This is a genomic window from Legionella rowbothamii (assembly GCF_900639985.1).
In the GTDB taxonomy this organism is placed as follows: domain Bacteria; phylum Pseudomonadota; class Gammaproteobacteria; order Legionellales; family Legionellaceae; genus Legionella; species Legionella rowbothamii.
On sequence record NZ_CAAAIM010000001.1, the window covers coordinates 899643 to 919635 of the forward strand.

Below are 19993 nucleotides of genomic sequence, written 5' to 3' on the forward strand. Positions count from 1 at the left end.
GTCGGCTACTGCAATCGCAAACCAACCTCGGTACTTCAGGAGTATGGGCTTATCATTAATAATCACGACAACTTAACCCGGGGATCGACCAACATATATGAAAAATCAGTTAAGACCAAACCGATGATATACATAATCGAGCCCAAAAATACCATGGCACGAACAATCGCAAAATCTTGTTGTTGGATCGCATCAATAATATAACTACCTAAACCAGGGATACCAAAAAAGGATTCCAAAACTAAACTTCCCATGAACAGCGAAGGAATAATAACCACAACCCCAGTTAGAATCGGCAGCATTGCATTTTTTAGCACATGCTTAAACATGATTTTGCGCTCAGTTAAGCCTTTAGCTCGCGCCGTTTTCACATAATCCTTATGCATTTCTTCTAAAAACAAAGTCCGATACCAACGACCCCCAGCCCCTAAACTTCCCAGCACCGCCACTACCACAGGAAGAATAATGAACTTAAATGCTTCCACACCCCCATCGTAGCCTGAAATAGGTACCAGACGCAGTAATTTTCCAAACAGGTATTGACCACCGATAATGTAAAATAAACTGGAAATGGACATTAAAATAATACAAAAAATCACCCCAGTTAAATCAAGATAAGTACCACGAAAAAATGCCATAGACATAGCTAATACAATATTGCTAAGCACATCAAGAAATAAAACCGGTATGGCAATAGCTAAACTGGGCCACATCCTGAAGGTAATATCTTGACTGATATCACGGCCGGCATCCGACATCCCAAAATCGAAAGTAAATAAGCGCATCGATTTTTGGAAAAATAAAGTCGCTTCGAGCTTCTCTAATCCTGTTTTCTGCTCATTATAAAACAAGGGTAAATCATAGCCATGTGTCGCTTTCCAATCGTCAATAACTTGCTGTTGTACATGTTTTTGACCCAAATGCATACGAGCAATATCATCTGGGGTATTTACCATAAAAAATAAAATAAAAGTGAGTACATTAATACCAAACAAGATAGGGATTGCATAAAAAAATCGTCGTATTAAATACTTCATCATGACAGATTAATCCTCTTAGCAGGCTGTTTTTCTTTCTTTCCATAGGCAATAAATAGGGGAAAAACTAAAGCCAGAATTACAACGAGTAATAAACCTAAAGGCCAAAAAATGGGTTGATTCCACTCAAGTCGTAAACGATTACGTTCTGGCACATCAATCGCTACATATTTTAAAGTACCTAAAGCAATGGTGTTATGTTTCGTCGGGGAAACCCAATTGTGGGATAGAATAAAATTCTCAGTGTTATACCCCCAAGACCAAGGCGCATCCCGGCGAACGATTTCCAACATGCTGTCAATAATCTGCTGTCTTATTGCATCGTTTTTACGATTTTTCATCTGATCAAATAAGCGATCAAATTCAGGATTTTGATAATTAGCCGCATTTTCACCGCCATGCTTTACCTTTCCATTAGCCCCGTAGAGTTGAAATAGGAAATTTTCCGGATCGGGATAATCCGCAACCCAGCCCCAACTAAATATTTGAGCATTACCTGCGCGCATTTTTTCTTGGAATCGATTATACAATGTTGCTCGTACATTCAAATCAATACCAATACTGGCAAATTGTTTGCGCATCCAATCCAGCATGGCTTTATCTCCTGGTCCTCCGGTACTCATGGTATCGTAATGGAGAATGAGTGCCTTACCAGTTTGCGGATCAATCCCTCCAGGATAGCCTGCCTCAGTCATTAATTTTTGTGCATCACTTACTGAGCGTCGAACAGCCTCGTTATTTTTCCATTCAAAAACATAGTGATTAATGCCGGCCTTCCCCTCTCGAGAACCAAAAATACCAGGAGGAATAGGACCTTGAGCAGCATTCCCTCGCCCATTATAAAAAATAGCAATGCGCTCATCGTCATTTACCGCAATAGAAATTGCTTGTCTTAATTTACGCGCCCGTTCGCTTGCGCCCCCAACCACACTATCTAACATGTTAAATCCCAGATAGTACACGCTAGGTTCTTGTGTTTGTGTTAGGTACACATGCTTCTGACGCATTTCTGGAGTGAGGGTTGCATTTCCGTGTTTATTAATATGTATTGCCTGATCAAAGCTGTCTGAACTGATGGTGGAATCATCATAATAACCTTGTAAAAACTTATTCCATCGTGGGATAGTTTCTTTTTCTAAAGTAAATACAATTTTATTGATTAAGGGCAATCGCTCTCCTGCATGACGCAAAAATCCAGCTTTTTTATCTTCATCCGAACCTACTGTTGGAAAAAATTGCGGATGAAAATTAGGGTTGCGTTCCAAGATCATGCTGCTATTAGGATTATTGGTGGTCAGCATGAAAGGCCCTGTGCCTATGGGATACCAACTTAAGGAAATGTTTTTATCACTCATTCCAGGTTGGGAATAAAATACATCAGCCTCCCAAGGAATGGGGACGAAAAAAGGCATAGCCAGCCAAAATAGAAACTGCATATATTGACCTTTCAAGGTGATCTCAAAAGTATAATCATCCAGCTTTTTTAGCCCTGCCAAAGGATACTTTCGTAAATCGGTATAAGCATTTAATCCGGGAAGTGTTTTCCCATACTCTTTAAAACCAACGATGTATCCACTCATTAATCCATAAATGGGAGAACTGACAGCAGGATTAGCCAAACGTTTAATTTGATAAATGTAATCATCAACAATTAGCTCGCGCGTGCCGACATGTTTAAAATCGGATAACTGATTAATGCGATGCTCATCTAAATAATCCGGTGCTAAATGATGATATAAGTAATGACCATCTTGGGCTCGTGCTAATGCAGGATGAGGTTGATAATAAATGCCTTTATTAATGTGTAGGGTATATACAGTATATGCAGCTGCTGTTTGGCTTTTTTCGGCCAACGGTTTACCGTGGGCATCCAAATATCTAGTTTGTGGGAATTGAGCTGCGGTGTAGGGAATTAACTGATAGGGGCGGAGTAGATAATCATATTCGAGTAAAGGCTCATAAATTTGCGAGATAAATAAGTATTCGTTTAATGAATAGGATAATGCTGGATCTAAAGTTTTTGGTTGCTCGCCGAAAGAGGCGTAAAAAATAAGTTCATTTGCTTGGCTTTGGGGGTAAGGATTGTTAAAAACCCAGGAGCTAGCATGGGTTAGATTGATGCTGTTTAGCATCAGTATTAGGAACAATCCTGTTCTTAGTGTCATGGTACATCCTTATTTTTAAACGAATTGTGGCGATGAATTATATTTATAAAGGTAGGTTAAGCCCATTACGGAACAAAGCAGCTCACCATAGCCCAACTCAACGTTGGGCTATGGCACCAACCTACTCATCCTTGCAAAAATACCTTATAAACCGGCAAGCAAGCTCAAAAACTGCTCCTCATCCAAAACCGCAACGCCCAAACTATTTGCCTTATCCAACTTAGACCCTGCTTCAGTCCCTGCAACCACATAATTCGTCTTAGCAGATACACTACCACTAACCTTCGCACCCAACGCCAATAATTTTGCTTTCGCCTCTTCTCGCCCCATAGTACTTAACGTTCCAGTTAAAACCACTGTTTTACCGAAAAAAGGATTTTCCTGATTAATTTGCTTTTTCTCAACTGCTGGCCAATGGATTCCTAGCTCCAATAAACGCTTAATGATTTGCAAATTATGTTCTTGAGCAAAAAAATGCACCACATAGGATGCACCTACAGGACCAATATCATTTAAACTCATTAACTCTTCTTCAGTGGCAGCAGCAATTGAAGGAATGTCGCCAAAATGCTCCGCCAAAACGCGAGCACTTGCCTCGCCAATCTCGCGAATACCTAAGGCGTATAAAAAGCGATTAAAACTGGTTTTTTTACTCTCTTCCAAAGCCTGTAATAAATTATGTGCTGATTTGGCGCCCATACGTGGCAGATTCTCCAAGGTGGCAGCATCTAACTCATAAAGATCCGATAAATGACGAATATAACCCTCATCAACCAATTGATCGATTAATACAGAACCTAAGCCCTCAATGTACATTGCTTTACGCGAAGCAAAATGCCACATCATCCGTTTTAATTGTGCTTTACAAAATAAACCACCTACACAGCGTGCCACCGCCTCCCCTTCTTCACGTACCACATCAGAACCACAAACTGGGCATTTTTCCGGTAAGTGAATCAGTTGTGTATGCTCAGGGCGACGCTCCTTAACCACCGAAACCACCTCTGGAATCACATCTCCAGCACGACGAATGATTACCGTATCGCCAATACGAATGTCTTTTCTGGCAATCTCGTCCATATTGTGTAAGGTAGCATTACTCACCCTTACACCTGCCACATTAACCGGTTCTAAGCGTGCAACTGGGGTTAATGCCCCAGTGCGCCCTACCTGAAAATCAACAGCCAGCAACACAGTCATTTCCTCAGATGCGGGGAATTTATGGGCGCAAGCAAAACGAGGCGCTCGTGAAATAAAGCCTAATTGTTGTTGCAAACGGATGCTGTCAATTTTGTAGACAACGCCATCAATTTCAAAAGGCAACTGCTCCCGTTTTGCCAGTATGCTATGATAATAATCCAAACAACCAGACATCCCATTTACACGCAAAGTTTCAGACGAAACGCGAAAGCCCAATTCTTTCAACAACTCTAATTGCTGCCAATGGGTATCTGGAAGCTTATAACCCTCACACGCACCAATGCCATAACAATAAATTGCCAATGGCCGATGTGCTGTAACGGCCGGGTTTAATTGACGTAAACTTCCAGCTGCTGCATTACGGGGATTGGCAAAAACTTTTTCCCCCTGCATTTGCGCTTTTTTATTGTATTCTGCAAAACCGGCCTTGGGCATGTAGACTTCGCCACGAATTTCAATGAAAGGCGGAGGGTTATCCGTCCGCAATTTTAAAGGAACAGAAGCGATCGTTTTAATATTGGCAGTAATATTTTCACCAGTAGCACCATCTCCTCGGGTTGCCGCAGAAACCAAAATCCCATGTTCATAAGTGAGATTAACTGCTAAACCATCCAGTTTAGGCTCACAAACAAATACTAGCTGTTGATTGGGTTCATCCAGTTTGTCCGTGACTCGTTTTACAAAAGCCTGTAATTCATCATCAGTAAACACGTTAGAAAGAGACAACATTGGTTGTCGGTGAGACACCGGCATAAAAGCGTCAGCAGGAGCCCCTCCAACACGCTGCGTGGGGGAGTCTGCAGTAAGCAATTGCGGATAGTGAGTTTCTAAATCTTGTAAGGTACGAAAGCAACGGTCGTATTCTATATCAGGGACTAGAGGTTCATCGAGCACATAATAATGATAATCATATTGCCGAATCTTCTCTTTTAGTTCGTTAATTTGCCCTGCTATTTCGTTAATACTCATAAAATATCCGTTCTTTAAATAAGAAAAATTTGCCTAACCGCCCACACCCTAAAAACGCGGAAATTCGCTGGAAGATGCTTCGCTAATACGCGTAATGACAGTGTTTTACACACCGTTATAAAAATGGTTAAATCTGGGCTTAAAACATTAGTTTATCATTAAAATTTATGCTATAGATACAGGTTCAATCGAATATTGAGGCATGACAAAAATGGACTTTAGACGTGTTTTAATTGCTTTTTTATTAGCTATATTTTCAACATTAATTCAAGCTAAGGATAATCCAGGCCTTGCCTTTGTACATGGTACCGGAGATCATCGTGCAGATGCCTATGGAAGTTATTGGAAAGTCGATTTTATTGATAGCGTCACTCAAGGATTAGCAAATCCTGAAAACTATGTCGTCATACATTGTAATTACAGTAACTACATGTGGGATGAAACAGCTGGCGAATGTACTGTGGATCAATTATTAAAGTTCATACACGATAAAAACATCAGCACGCTTACAGTTTATACTCATTCTAATGGGGGAAATGTATTGCGCTGGATTTTATCAAATCCCACATACAGTAGGCGTTATATGGAGCTAAAAAAACACATTGGAAAAGTAGTTGCTTTAGCCCCATCAAGCAAAGGCACACCCCTTGCGGACTTGGTATTAAGTGGTCATGTTATCAGCTCCAGCTTGTCCTGGATTTTAGGCTTCCATGGCGATGCCATCAAACAGCAACGCATCGGTGATATGCGTATATATAACGAAGAATTACTATTCGGCACCAAGGGTCGCCCCTCATTGCCCGTCCCGTTTAACCCAATCATCGGTACCGATGTGGTGGCCTCACCTTTATCTTCAGCCAGCTATTGCAATGGCTACTTACTTAACAGTGGATTAAAAATTACTAAATTATATCTTGATAAATGTTCCGATGGATTTTTAAATTGCAGCTCACAAGAAGCAGCAGGAGAAATCTGGTTTCTCGATAAAGATCGTCTGGAAAACAATTTGACTTTAAGTCATAACCAAAGCAGACACGCCTGCTTTGGGCTGGATAAAATTCTTATAAGTGCCTTAGCTACAGAAGGAGCTGTACAATGAAAACAACCCATCTTTTTTTAATGTCTGCATTTTACTTGACCCAAGCCCATGCATATACATTACCTCAGCATCCTACTAAAGCTTATGAATGTAATGAGTGCAATAAGTTATCTCATGAAACGTTACGTGCTAGCTGGACTATTGCTCAGACGCCCTTAACACATAAAGTCAGTAACAACCAGAAGAGTTATAGCTATAACCAAGTCATTACTCGAGAACAGCTGAGTCAGGGTGTCACCATATCGACTCGGGCTCCCGGCGCAGTGGTGCGAATTACCCCTCTACAAAAAAAATCAGTGCCCAATCTAGTACTACAAACACCACAAAATCAGCATCTAAGTCTAAAAGAAGCTTCCGCACTGTATTCTCAAGATGAAGATTTAGATGAATCATTACTCGTGGCAGAGCATCAAACCATGACCCAATTAAAGCCTGAACTAGGCTTTGGTACCTTTATTCTTAAAAGCCAAACTACCACAGCCAATGATGCAAACTCCTACCTGATTAATGTGTTTGATAAATTTTCATTGCTCTATTTAAAGATTGAGCCAAGTTCCTTGCAGTATCAGTATGGTGATGAATTTTCCGCGACAATTTCTTTAAAAGATTATGACACGGATTATTCTATAGATGATGTTAATGTGTCATTGATCGGCACCAATGATGAATTTATTCCTTTAAAACTGAGCAAAGTAAAGCATAATGAATTTAAAGCTAAAGCTAAGTTATCATCTGAGTTAAACACACATGGCGATAATTGGTATGTAGAAGCAGAGGTATTCAGTGAGCAGGAAGATGGTCATGTACGACGTACTGCACGAAGCGCATTTTCCTACTCAATTCCATCAGCAAGCTTGGTCACATTGAAAAAGCTATCCTCTAATCCCTTAACCTTTGCGGCAACCGTAGAGGTATCAACTGCAAGTCGCTACGCTTTGCAAACAGTGTTGTTTAATCGTAACAGTGCAGGACAGCTTCTACCCGTCGAAACGGCTCAAAGCGCACAATGGTTAGAACCAGGAAAACAAACAATTAAATTTAGCTTTGACAATTCCAAGCATTTAACAGAGGATACGCTATCCGTTGGTTATCTACATCTTACTGATTACGGCCAGTTGAAAACCGTTTATCAATACGATGAACCAATAAAACTTAGCAAACTCATGGATTAATGCATGCAATTTTTATCGTCATTCCCCCTTCTTGAGGGCATTGCATTGGCAATTGCCCTACAGTTTTTCTTCTTTATTTGGTTCTTGGTCAGCCAAAGTCAACACAAAAAATTAAGCGCACGACTTAATGATAAAGTAGTTGAAACCTTTACTAACCAATTGCATCAAGTGCATCTCGATCTTAACGAGAAAATCGGTCAAGGGCAGTTACTTACGCAACAGTTAATTCATGACACCGTACATAAACAAATGACTGATGTGCGTGAACAGATGAGCCATAGCTTCAAACAGCACGCCAGTTCCCTAACCTCTCATCTACAAATTCTTACCGAGGAAATTCGCAACCATTTACATAGCCTAACGCAACAGGTTAATCATAAACTGACTGAAGGTTTTGAAAAAACCTCATCAACGTTTATTGATGTAGTAAAAAGACTAACCATTATTGATGAGGCACAAAAGAAAATTACTGAGCTCTCAAGCCATGTGGTCAGTTTGCAAGATGTATTAGTTGATAAAAGAGCGCGCGGAGCTTTTGGTGAAGTCCAACTCTCTGCCTTAATTGGTAATATGATTCCAGCAACTCACTATCAAATGCAGTACACACTAAGCAATCAAAAGCGCGCCGACTGTATTTTGTTTTTGCCAGATCCCACTGGAAATGTGGTTATTGATGCAAAATTCCCCTTAGAAAACTATCAACGTCTTATCAATTGCGAAGTGAGTTCCGTTGAGCGCAAGACGTTGCAACAGCAATTTCGCCAAGATATTCAAAAACACATTAAAGACATTGCAGAAAAATACATCATCCCTAATGAAACCAGTGATGGCGCCATGATGTTCATTCCTGCCGAATCAATTTTCGCAGAAATTCATGCAAACTACCCTGATTTAATTGCATTATCACAACGCTTAAAAGTATGGATGGTTTCCCCCAGTACCTTAATGGCCGTATTAACCACCGCGAAGGCAGTGCTTAAAGACGATGCTACTCGCAAGCAAATCCATATCATTCAAAAGCATTTACATGCATTAGCAGATGATTTCCAACGTTTTGAAAAGAGAATGGATAAATTATCCAAGCATATTAATCTGGCACATCAAGATGTGAATGAAGTGAATACTTCAGCGAAAAAGATTAGCTCCCGCTTTCAAAAAATTGAATCGGTAGATATCGATTTAGAAGAAATAGAATTAATTGAAACGGACGAAATAAGTCAGGAAGCATAAAAACTCCTCGTCCTCCTGAGGAGTTATGACGAAGAATCTCCGGAATGAGGCACATTTTAATCCGTGCCTCATTCCGGAGATTCCTCACTTCGTTCGGGATGACGTAGCAGGTCAACGTAGTTTGGAATAAACTCATCAACAAATTGAGCAGTTTATATTCTAACTTCTCAATTTATTTGCTACAATCCACCTCGATTTTACAACACTGGAGTAAAACATCGTGATCACACTATATAACTATTTCCAATTCGCAAAAACAGCGATGACCATTGGTCTTTTGGTTGCTGCTGGATTACTTTTCTGGCCTGGTGCTTTAGCAACCGTTGCTAATTTCTCTCTTTTGGGGTTGTCTATTGCCGCATACGTTGGCTCCAATGTTTTATATCAAGCAGGCGCAGTAGCTGCTTTAACTTTTGTTGGTCTTCATGCATTAGGCATTACCATGGATGTAGTTGGCGGGCTCTTCAGCTTACTTAAATCCTGTTGCTGTTCTTCTAGCGCACATGAAAATGATCATCCAGAGACACAAGGAAGGCATCAAGAATCGTATCAAGTGGTTAACAGGGTAATGCCACCTTCATACAGCCAACACGTTGCTCAAACTCAGCAACCACCAACTTACAATACTATTTATCAGCCGGGTTATCAGCCTATCTATCCTCAAGTTGAGGGTCATGGCCATTTGGTGCAAGATGAATATAGAGGATATCCTAAGCTGCAGTAAGCATAATAGGCGTAGCCTGGCTGCTTGCAGCCAGGTTCCTAAAAGCAACCACCAGATAGGACTCTGGTATATAAAAGTATAGGCAGAGTAAAGAGAATTTCTGGTTACAAGCAACCAGGCTACAGCTACGAATTTTTAAATTATTGAAGATTAAACAAGTAATGAATATGGAAACACTACTCTACCAAAGTACACAGACCAAACAAATATGGGGACAACTTCATGGCAGCAGCTTAGCTCTTGCTTTAGCCGAATATTGCCAAAAGACACCGGGCATTAAGTTGCTCATTGCCCAGGATAATCTCAGCGCCAATCAATTGCAGTCTGAATTAGAGTTCTTTTTAAATCCAAAACAATCAGAGCAAGAAGTCTTATTTTTCCCCGACTGGGAAACCTTACCCTATGACCAATTTTCCCCACATCAAGATATTATTTCAGAACGGCTCTATACCTTAAGTCGTATTAAGCAAGTCAGCGATGCCATTATTATTACTTCTGCAAACACCCTAATGCATCGACTCTGCCCACCTGAATTTTTAAACCAGTACGCCCTCATGCTTAAGAAGGGGCAAAAGCTGGATCTGGAAGCCTTTAGAAACCAACTGCAACAATCAGGATATCATTGCGTCAATAAAGTATTAGAGCATGGCGAGTTTGCCTTACGCGGCTCAATTATTGATGTATATCCTATGGGGTCTACCCGCCCCTTCCGTATCGAACTCTTTGACGATGAAATTGAAAGTTTAAGAGAATTTGATACCGAAACCCAACGCACCATAGAAAAAATTCCCTATATAAACGTATTACCTGCACGTGAATTTCCGCTCAATGAGCAAAGCCAAACGCTATTTCGCCGGACATTTCGTGAATTATTCCCAGGAAATCCCAGCCAATGCCCCATTTATGAAGCCATCAGTCATGGGCAATTTCCTGCAGGCATCGAATACTACCTGCCACTATTTTTTGAAAAAACAGTTACCTTTTTTGATTATCTGCCTCAAGACGCCAAAGTCTGTCTGATTGAAAACATTCAAGATAATGCCGAGCAATTTTGGCAAGAATTAACCGGGCGTTATGAGCAACGTCGTTATGACATTAGCCGACCGATTCTTGAGCCAACAGCCTGTTTTCTTAATCCGACAGAGCTTTTAACCAAAGCTAATGAATACCAACAACTGCGGTTATTCCACACTCCGAGCAGTAAGAAAGGTGCAGTAACCAATTTTGAGATTACTCCTGCACCAGAATTACCCATCGATAGGAAAACACAAGAGCCATTAAGTCGTTTACGTGAATACTGTGCGGATACCTCCCGCCGTTATCTAATTGTGGTAGAAAGTGCGGGACGTCGTGAAGTATTACTGGACCTGCTTAAACCCAGCGGCATTCTTCCTAAAACTCAAAGTAATTGGCATGATTTTATCAAAGATTCGTCTCCGATTAATATCACCACCGGAGCATTAGTTAGCGGCTGCGAATTGATCCAGAGTAATACGGTTTTAATTGTAGAGTCGCAATTATTTGGTGAGCAAAGCACTCCTCAACGACGCAGTGCGCAAAAAACGGTTGACCCGGATTTAATTATCCGTGATATGGCTGAATTGCGCTTAGGCGCCCCAGTCGTCCACTTGCAATTCGGGGTGGGACGTTATCAAGGACTACAACATATCGAGACCAATGGTACTGCCAGCGAATTTTTAGTGCTCACTTACGCCGGTGAAGATAAAATTTATGTCCCAGTGACCTCTTTGCATTTAATTAGTCGTTATACAGGCGTAGACAGCGAACATGCTCCCCTGCATAAGTTGGGCTCGGACCAATGGCAAAAAGAGCGGAAAAAAGCTGCAGAAAAAATTCACGATGTGGCCATCGAACTGCTTGATCTCTATGCGAAACGAGAAGCGCAACCAGGGCATCAATATGAAATTAGCCATAACGAATATGCTCGCTTTGCCAGTGCCTTTCCTTTTACAGAAACCGTAGATCAGCAGCAAGCTATAGACCAGATCATGAGTGACATGTCTTCGACCAAACCCATGGACCGCTTGATTTGTGGGGATGTAGGCTTTGGTAAGACTGAAGTAGCCATGCGCGCTGCATTTATTGCCGTGCAAAATAACAAGCAAGTTTGTGTGTTGGTCCCAACTACCCTCCTTGCTGGACAACATTTTGAATCATTTAGAGATCGTTTTGCTGATTTTGCAGTGAATATTGAACTGCTGTCACGTTTTCGCTCAGCCAAAGAAACAGAGGCAGTGCAAGCTTCATTAAAATCAGGGAAGGTCGATATTGTTATTGGTACGCATAAACTATTTCAAAGCTCCATTGCCTTTAAAAATCTGGGCCTATTAATTATCGATGAAGAGCATCGCTTTGGCGTCAAGCAAAAAGAGCACATTAAAGCATTACGGACTCATGTTGATATTTTATCAATGACGGCAACCCCTATTCCCCGAACACTGAATATGGCCATGGCCGGAATCCGCGATATATCACTTATGACCACTCCACCGGCCAAACGTTTGGCAATTAAAACGTTCTGGCAAGAAAGGAAAGATGCCACCATCCGTGAAGCAATTTTGCGTGAAATATTACGCGGTGGCCAAGTTTTCTTCTTGCACAATAATGTTGAAACCATTGAGCGTATTAGTCAGGATCTACAAACATTAGTTCCTGAGGCTAAGGTTCGTACTGCTCACGGTCAAATGCGTGAGCGCGAATTGGAGCGAGTGATGTCTGAGTTTTATCATCATCGCTTTAATGTATTGGTATGTACCACCATTATCGAAACGGGAATCGACATCCCTACTGCTAATACCATCATTATTGATCGCGCTGATAAATTTGGGCTGGCTCAGTTACATCAATTGCGTGGCCGTGTTGGTCGTTCACATCACCAGGCTTATGCATATTTATTAACTCCCAATGAAAAATCATTAACTTCTGATGCGGTGAAACGCTTAGAAGCTATTGTGTCCTTAGAAGATTTAGGTGCAGGCTTTACCTTAGCAACTCATGATTTGGAAATTCGTGGCGCCGGTGAGCTTTTAGGTGCAGAGCAAAGCGGTAATATGCATGCAATCGGCTTTAGCTTATTCATGGAAATGCTCGACAAAGCAGTCAGTGACTTAAAAGCAGGAAAAATACCCGAATTGTCTGCTCCAATGTACCAAGGCCCTGAAATTGACTTACGAATTAGCGCAATAATCCCTGAGGATTACATTGGGGACATACATAATCGACTCATTATGTATAAGCGTATTTCTAATGCCAAAGACAAACAGCAATTGCATGAGCTGCAAATTGAGTTAATTGATCGCTTTGGTTTATTACCTCCGCCGGTGAAAAACTTACTGTTAATCACGGACTTAAAATTAAAAGCACAGCAGATGGGTATTCTAAAAATTAGTGCGGGCGCACAACAGGGTAAATTAGACTTTAATGAAAACCCATCGATTGATCCGGGGGTATTAATTAGCCTGATTCAAGTGCATGCCAAACGCTATCAAATGGAAGGCCCACAACGATTACGTTTTACCTTGGATAGTACCACTCCAGAGGAGCGTATTTTTGAAATTCACAGCTTACTTGATAAATTAATGACATAAAAATAATACATGATTTTTGAGCTAAAGAAGACTTTACTGGGAAGAATAACGACAATACCATGGAAGGCTTTAATTATCTTCGCATTATGTGGCGTCATACTCACTTTGTATTTACATCAGAGTATGGCGCTAAATTTTGCGAAGGCAAGCTTTGCCGTGACCTTACTTGCCGCATTATTGATGTGGATTTTAAGATTAGTTCCAGAATACATCCCAGCCTTAGTTCTCATTTTAGCCGCTATTTTTCTCCGTATTGCTCCAGAAAATATTACTCTTTCAGGCTACAGTTCCAATAGCTTTTTTCTTGCCACAAGTGTATTTGCTGTCGGCGCTATTATTACTAAATCCCGTTTGTTCTATCGTTTATCATTAATTTTATTAATGCACTTACCATCCAGACAGTCCTTTCTACAAAAGTTTTTGTTTCTCTTTGGTGCTCTTATCACCCCAATAATGAGTGTACAAAGTTCCCGAGTTGCCCTAATGGCTCCCTTGTTAGATGATATTTTAGAAAGCAGCTCTATTAATCCCCGCAGTGATACAGCGAATGCCTTAGCAAATGCAGCGTTCAATGGATGTATTTTATTATCGACTATTTTCCTTACAGGTAAATCAAGCAATTTTATTGTTTTTGGTTTGTTATCAGAGCAAAATCAATGGCAAGGAAATTGGTTAGGATGGCTCGGGGCGGCCTCGTTTCCTGGGATCTTGTTGGTTGCTTTATTCTTTTTGATCCAATCGCGGATTTTCAAATCAACAACTCCGTTAGAAATGGACCATTTTAAATTAAAAAACGAGTTTAAAGCCTTAGGAAGGTTATCATTTGAAGAATATATTGCCTTATTATGTTTAGGCCTTTTTTTTATAGGTTCAGTTATCGCCACTTTGAAAAATACATCAACTTCGTGGACTTGCATGGGCATTTTCCTCTTATTATTTAGCACTAGGGCATTAAATACAAAAGAGCTGGCCTCTAAAATTAACTGGAACTTTTTATTTTATTTTGGCGCCATCATTGGCATCATGCACGCCTTACAAAATACAGGCTTGGAAACATGGGTAGTGGGACATTTTCAATGGTTAAACTATTTGGCAACAATGAACTATCTCTACTTTATCATTGTTGTCTATGCGATCAGTTGGTTAACAGGTTTGCTTCTGGGTACGATGATTGCTCCAGCAATTTTATTTACCCTAATTATGCCTATTGCCAATCACAGTTCTATTAGTAATTGGGTTGTCGCTTTTGTCATTTTAGTCGCTACAGAAGCATGGATTTTTCCTTATCAATCCAGCTATTTTCTGTGTTTTGAAGAATTATTAAAACCTAATAATAATTTTCATCTTAGTCCTTTGCTTAAATTAAATGCTTGGTTTTCACTCTTAAAACTAGGAATTGTTATCGCGTCTATTCCATTTTGGTATTTCTTTGGACTACTAAGTTAGTGATGGGTGCACATCCTTCTCATTAATCGTGAGCCCCTCAAATAAATTAAGCCCTCTATCATCCCGAGCCATGCTTTGCTCATAGATAATGGCGGTACGCTCTCACACATTAACAATAATGGCATGAGCAACCCTATAAACATAGGCTCTATTCGTTCATCCATCTGGGACATGTTCTTTATACACTAGATACAGTAGCCTCTCCACGACCATTATTAAGTGCTTAATCCTCTCCAGTCCCTATACCTTATAAAGATTTATGTCCTCTTTCAAGTGCTTTGCAATCGCATCTAAGTTATGAATAAATGCCATCATCTCTTTGATACTACTTGAAAAAGAAGCTGTTGTACGATTAATTTCACTCATACCCTCAACGATTTGTTCAATACCAACTGCTTCTTGGCGAATAGATGCCTCAATATGTTGACTTGAAATCGAAGCATCATTAATCATTTTACTTAAGGCTTGAATAACGTGACCTGCTTTTTCAATGAGTTTCAATCCTGAATCTAATGTTTTTTCCCCTTCTACAGTCACAGTGACTGCTTTTTCTGTGGTACGGCGAATATCTTCAAGAATTTTTTGTACTTGCACTGTTGATTGTTCTGATTGCTCAGCAAGATTTCGGACTTCCGTTGCCACTGCAGCAAACCCTCTTCCCGCCTCGCCTGCTTTTGAAGCCTCAATCGAAGCATTCAAAGCCAACATTTTTGATTGCTGAGCTAAAGTATTCACTACAGAAGTGATGTCGCCAATTTGTTGGGTGTGGTTACTTAAGTCAAGAATTGTTTGCGCAATGAGCTTCATTTTTTCCTCTGAAGCTTTTATACCTACAATGCTCTGCTCTACCGATTCAGTGCCTAATTTCCCTTGCTCATACGTGTTTTTAGCAACCTCTCTCAAAGTCTGTGCCTTAGTCATTGTTTGCTTCGAACTCTTATCAATCTCCTCTAAAGAGACACTAATTTCATTAATTGCTGATGCTTGGGAAATAATGCTTTCTGATTGTTCATTTGCTGAAGCAAAAACCGTCTCAACCATAGTTACAATATCATTACTGACTTTAGTAATTTTCTTAGTAATAGTAGCCAAGCCATCCGTCATTAAATTTAAATCATTACCTAAATCCTGTAAGACATCTTGTTCATCAATTTTCAAACGCTCTCTTAAATCCCCTGCCGCAACTTTACTGCTATGCTCTCTAAATTTTTTCGAAGAACTAACTAATTTTTCAAATAACTCCCGGGACTCTTCTTCTTTAATACGAAGGCTTTTTTCATTATTCCTAATCGATTCCTGCATGACTTTAAGCGATGAAAGCAATTTTCCTAATTGATCTTTAGTGGCGATGTTAATTTCAATATTACGCTCACCTGCAGCAATTTGCTCTGCGATATTAATTGCCCTCTCTACAGGAACGGATATAGATCTTTGGGTCATATAGGGAACTATAAGAGTTAATAAAATCGCAAAAATCAGTAATCCATAGGCAAAATTCTCTAATGCGATTAAATCTAAACTAATTAAATTAGCACTATGCTCCACCCCACTTGCCAATAGATTAAATATACCACCAACTCTTTTCCCTTCTTCCTTGGAGTATACCCCATCAAGAATCGAAATCATTTCTTTGATAAAATCCTGAGTACTGGCTTTACTATTTTCGACGCTATCTCTATTGTTAGGATCCCTGGGTGCATTTATTATATTTGATTGAACATTATAAAGGGCTGTATACAATTCTTGTAATCTATCCCATTCTTTACGTAATTGCTGGTTATCTAAGGAATGTATAGTTGTATCCCATAGGATTCTGGCACTATTAATTTCCTCCCAAAGATGCTGAAAATGTTCCCTATCTTTAAGCTCTCCAGTCATTACCCATTCCTCAAGTGTATCTTGAGTTTGCAAGATTTGGCTGTCTAGAATTTGCGGTAAACTTTCCTTCCCAATTTTTTCATTTAAAAAAACAATGGTATGTACTTTAGGAATTAAAAAGATAATTAAGAACAGTAAAGGCAAGCCCAGCGCCATAAATCCAATGAATAAGCGAGCTCGTATGGTAATTACAAAGCCTCTTTTATTTGCATTAACATTCATGAACATCTCCTATCCCACAATACGCGCTGTTAATATATTTTAGAATACCACCAAAGTGAGTTGATGTAATTGAGAAATATCTTATAGCAAATTAAGCCTCTGTCATCCTGACATTTCAAGCAACATGTCCTATGCTCTATATACGAGGAAAGACAAAGGATGTCGTGCAGGGAGTACTCTCGCTTCACGGATTGAGGCAATTCCACAAGGATGTGGCACTTCTTCCTCGTACCCTCTTAGGTAAATAATGCTCTGTGGTTTAATAAAGCTACTTCTTCTACGCATACTCCTTCAAAATATTAGATTCGCCAAATAGTTGGCGGCCTAACTTTTGGGCGTATAAGAATGGGGTCACATGTTACTCGCACAAACCAGGGTTTCTAATAAATATAAAAATATCTAAGATATTCTCTCATGTACCCAGGCAAATATTGTTTATCAAAAATTGAGGTAACATTGCCATTTTAGTATTTCTCATCCATCAGTAACTTGCAGCTTGCTTCCTAGAGAAGTGCTGCAAATACATCAACATTTATAGCCATAATAATCACAAATATGCCCTAATTACGAACTCATCATCATTGTCAGTATCTTGTTGTTGCTCTGATAGAGCCTGCTTATAACGAGTCACGGAATGAGATAATTCTGGAGAGGTCTTTTCATCTGAGGAAAGAGATGAAGACTTAAACAAAGAAAGGACCCATTCTATAGGCTTTAATAGGAAACTCAATATGCGAATTCCCCATCCAGGCTGCGCGTCGGCCAGCTCTTTTGCTGCAACTTTAGCCATATGGTCAAGGAATTTACCCTCAGTAAGATGATTCACTTGCTTATAACACAAAGCACGCACTTGCTCTTTTTGTTCTTCGTCAATGTCTAACAGAAGATTATCATCAGTTAAGAGTTCGTCGATTTGGTCTGTGTAATTCTTTATATGCTCGTAGTGACCAAGACTGATTTCATGTACTATTTGTTCTTGCAACCTGGTAATGATTTTTGCATAAGCTGCCGCATGGAATAGCTCAGGATTATGCTGTTCATCAAGCATTGTTTGATCTAATCTGTCTATCCCGACATACAGTACTGCTAATAAAGGATGACTAAACGTTTTTCTATGTTTATCAAGTTGCGCTGAAGTTTGTTCATATCCATTTGCAATGGCTTGCTTTCTTTGCTCTTCAGTTGGAGCTGTCGTGGTTGTAGTGACTTCACCGGTATTGATATAAATCATATTATCGATGTGATGAAATACTTTTTCACGGTTTAATAAGGCAGCAGTGGCTTTCAGCCATTCTCCGCCAATAGCATAAGTAATTACAGAATCTAAAGCTTGTTTAAATGCAGATACTATTTCAGGAAGATGTCGTTCCGCTTTTTGCACACGGGCTTCATAAGCTCCCGCGGCCTCTGCTTTGACACATAATACCTCCTCTCGATCCAGGCCTTCAATTTCAGGCATATTATCTAAGATCCCACCATCGGCGACGAACTCTCCCTTTGCATTTTTCCCAGGAACAAAAAGAACGGGATGAGCTCCTGACCATTGAACAACTTGAGCAATAGATTGTTGTGGGGTACTCTCTTCGCTGTAGCGCTCCAATTCTTTTTTTGTTTGATTCGTTACGGCGACTGATAAATTTTTAATCCGATGCTTTTCTGTGTCCGATAACAATTCACGAAGGAGCCCAAGATCTCCTAAGGTAAGCCGTGGATTTTCTAATTCCTCACCATTTTGGCCCATAATTTGTTGGGGTACAGTAGCCAGAGCAGCATTCATTTTTTGAATACTTTCAACCGACTTGGCTAATTGGATTACATCATCAACATTATCAATTTCTATCCCTTGTTCCGCCAGAGCGTGTTCATATAGACTTACTTTGCTGAACAATTGAACGTAATTTATTTCTAAGTCCTCCGGAATTGGCTTAGGCAAATCCTTCAAATGATTTTTGATCTGCATCATGTAAATTACATCAAGAAAATTTCGAAAGCTATCTCCTTTAGCCCTAAAACCAACTCCTTGAACATCAAGAAGTTTTTTGATATCCAGCTCATTAACTAATTTGGTCATACTTTCAGGGCTCATACCCACAGCAATCAGGCTTGCCGTCATAGCTCCTGCTGAAGCACCACTCACATGCGTTAATTGCTCAAGATAGCCGCGCTCTTGCAGCGCTTTGAGCATCCCCATATAAGCAATACCTTTAGCACCACCGCCACTGCATACTAAACCTCTATGTTTTTCCGATTGGACGACATAATGGCCATATTCATCACGAATGATACTTACTTTCTCTCTTTTAAGTTGTTTATTTTTAGCCACGATACCTATATTCCAAATTATCTGTTTAATATCATTATTATACTAAGGAAAGCTTATCCTATCCTTAAGCCGATAAACAAGCATTGATCTTTATGTAAACTAATTATACAATAAGGCTTTAAAAAATCGAAGCCTTTAAAATGAAATATAAATATGACTCTTTCTTTCAGGGAGATAAGCGTATATTAACCTTCAACGAATACTTTGAAGAGACATTGTTAATCGCAAAACGAAAAGAAAAAACCGGTGAGGGACAGCGTTACTCTAGTGCTCAACTCGAAATAGCTCTCATTTGTTTTTGTGACTTTGAGGCATTAAAAAATGAGATGGATGAAGATATACAGGTGGTATTTCCTCCTTTAAGCATTGATTACCGCGCGGGATTTGACTGGCTTGATTTATCCGTGTCTCATCAGGATGAAGATGCTATTAAATATTTTCAACAACGCCTAAAAGAAAGTAATTTTGCTAAAAATTACTTTGAGTATAAATACACACTTCGCCCTGATTGTACTTTGCAAAAGTATGAGACTGATAATTTTGAGGCTCTAGAAACCATTGTAACCATGAGTAATAAGGCAGGTCCATAATCTTAGAATAATCATTTGAGGAGTTTGTGATGCAGCAATTATCCGTCGCAAGCTTCATCGTGTTTGTGCGACAGCTGTAATAATCCCTGTTAATTGTCCTTATCAAGTGCGACATCCTGTCGCTATTCCAGCTGCGCCAAACATGATTATTATAACGAATTAGTCTGAAAGAATATTGATGAATAATACTTGTTGTGGTGTAAGAAATTTCTTAAATTGCTTGCAGGTATGACTCAGATGAATACGCCAAACAAAAACATAGCCCGAATTAGCGCAGCCTAATATGGGGATTTTTGCCATCACAACCCGTATTACGACTTCGTATAATAC

12 protein-coding genes are annotated in these 19993 nt (G+C 39.8%); 7 read left to right on the forward strand and 5 right to left on the reverse strand.

From position 1 onward, the window contains the following. Positions 1-62: 62 nt before the first annotated feature. From E1P08_RS03740 to ligA, 3 genes are all read right to left on the reverse strand, one after another. On the reverse strand, positions 63-1040 hold the full coding sequence (locus tag E1P08_RS03740) for an ABC transporter permease (RefSeq protein WP_133135656.1): 978 nt from the start codon (positions 1038-1040) through the stop codon (positions 63-65). Further along, positions 1037-3202, reverse strand: a complete 2166-nt coding sequence (locus E1P08_RS03745; RefSeq protein WP_242602360.1) for an ABC transporter substrate-binding protein — start codon at positions 3200-3202, stop codon at positions 1037-1039. The genes E1P08_RS03740 and E1P08_RS03745 overlap by 4 nt, the downstream gene beginning before the upstream one ends. 144 nt (positions 3203-3346) lie before the next feature. Further along, positions 3347-5371 (reverse strand): NAD-dependent DNA ligase LigA, encoded by a 2025-nt coding sequence (gene ligA / locus E1P08_RS03750; RefSeq protein WP_133135657.1) that lies wholly within the window; start codon positions 5369-5371, stop codon positions 3347-3349. A gap of 211 nt (positions 5372-5582) precedes the next feature. Here ligA and E1P08_RS03755 point away from each other — a divergent pair, with 211 nt between their 5' ends. The 6 genes from E1P08_RS03755 (at position 5583) to E1P08_RS03780 (ending at position 14650) form a co-directional block, all read left to right on the forward strand. Beyond that, positions 5583-6470 (forward strand): hypothetical protein, encoded by an 888-nt coding sequence (locus tag E1P08_RS03755; RefSeq protein ID WP_133135658.1) that lies wholly within the window; start codon positions 5583-5585, stop codon positions 6468-6470. Continuing rightward, complete coding sequence (locus tag E1P08_RS03760) at positions 6467-7642, forward strand: DUF4785 domain-containing protein (RefSeq protein ID WP_133135659.1); 1176 nt, start codon at positions 6467-6469, stop codon at positions 7640-7642. The genes E1P08_RS03755 and E1P08_RS03760 overlap by 4 nt, the downstream gene beginning before the upstream one ends. A 3-nt stretch (positions 7643-7645) precedes the next feature. Then, complete coding sequence (locus E1P08_RS03765) at positions 7646-8872, forward strand: DNA recombination protein RmuC (protein ID WP_133135660.1); 1227 nt, start codon at positions 7646-7648, stop codon at positions 8870-8872. Positions 8873-9092: 220 nt separating this feature from the next. After that, positions 9093-9596 (forward strand): hypothetical protein, encoded by a 504-nt coding sequence (locus E1P08_RS03770; RefSeq protein ID WP_133135661.1) that lies wholly within the window; start codon positions 9093-9095, stop codon positions 9594-9596. Between the two features lie 161 nt (positions 9597-9757). Continuing rightward, positions 9758-13204: a transcription-repair coupling factor gene (gene mfd / locus E1P08_RS03775; protein WP_133135662.1), complete on the forward strand. Its 3447-nt coding sequence runs from the start codon at positions 9758-9760 to the stop codon at positions 13202-13204. A 9-nt stretch (positions 13205-13213) separates the two neighbouring features. Next, on the forward strand, positions 13214-14650 hold the full coding sequence (locus tag E1P08_RS03780; RefSeq protein WP_133135663.1) for an SLC13 family permease: 1437 nt from the start codon (positions 13214-13216) through the stop codon (positions 14648-14650). Positions 14651-14890: 240 nt separating this feature from the next. On the opposite strand, the gene E1P08_RS03785 is transcribed toward E1P08_RS03780, so the two are convergent. Together E1P08_RS03785 and E1P08_RS03790 are read right to left on the reverse strand one after the other, a co-directional pair. Further along, positions 14891-16750, reverse strand: a complete 1860-nt coding sequence (locus E1P08_RS03785) for a methyl-accepting chemotaxis protein (RefSeq protein ID WP_133135664.1) — start codon at positions 16748-16750, stop codon at positions 14891-14893. A 547-nt stretch (positions 16751-17297) separates the two neighbouring features. Then, positions 17298-19073, reverse strand: a complete 1776-nt coding sequence (locus E1P08_RS03790) for a patatin-like phospholipase family protein (RefSeq protein ID WP_133135665.1) — start codon at positions 19071-19073, stop codon at positions 17298-17300. Positions 19074-19213: 140 nt separating this feature from the next. Here E1P08_RS03790 and E1P08_RS03795 point away from each other — a divergent pair, with 140 nt between their 5' ends. After that, on the forward strand, positions 19214-19663 hold the full coding sequence (locus E1P08_RS03795) for a hypothetical protein (protein WP_133135666.1): 450 nt from the start codon (positions 19214-19216) through the stop codon (positions 19661-19663). The last annotated feature ends 330 nt before the right edge of the window (positions 19664-19993 follow it).

What these genes read in the sequence shown, in the direction of transcription:
- E1P08_RS03740 (WP_133135656.1), bottom strand. Translation starts at nt 1,040, where the DNA reads ATGATGAAGTATTTAATACGACGATTTTTTTATGCAATCCCTATCTTG.
- E1P08_RS03745 (WP_242602360.1), bottom strand. Translation starts at nt 3,202, where the DNA reads ATGACACTAAGAACAGGATTGTTCCTAATACTGATGCTAAACAGCATC.
- ligA (WP_133135657.1), bottom strand. Translation starts at nt 5,371, where the DNA reads ATGAGTATTAACGAAATAGCAGGGCAAATTAACGAACTAAAAGAGAAG.
- E1P08_RS03755 (WP_133135658.1), top strand. Translation starts at nt 5,583, where the DNA reads ATGGACTTTAGACGTGTTTTAATTGCTTTTTTATTAGCTATATTTTCA.
- E1P08_RS03760 (WP_133135659.1), top strand. Translation starts at nt 6,467, where the DNA reads ATGAAAACAACCCATCTTTTTTTAATGTCTGCATTTTACTTGACCCAA.
- E1P08_RS03765 (WP_133135660.1), top strand. Translation starts at nt 7,646, where the DNA reads ATGCAATTTTTATCGTCATTCCCCCTTCTTGAGGGCATTGCATTGGCA.
- mfd (WP_133135662.1), top strand. Translation starts at nt 9,758, where the DNA reads ATGAATATGGAAACACTACTCTACCAAAGTACACAGACCAAACAAATA.
- E1P08_RS03780 (WP_133135663.1), top strand. Translation starts at nt 13,214, where the DNA reads ATGATTTTTGAGCTAAAGAAGACTTTACTGGGAAGAATAACGACAATA.
- E1P08_RS03785 (WP_133135664.1), bottom strand. Translation starts at nt 16,750, where the DNA reads ATGAATGTTAATGCAAATAAAAGAGGCTTTGTAATTACCATACGAGCT.
- E1P08_RS03795 (WP_133135666.1), top strand. Translation starts at nt 19,214, where the DNA reads ATGAAATATAAATATGACTCTTTCTTTCAGGGAGATAAGCGTATATTA.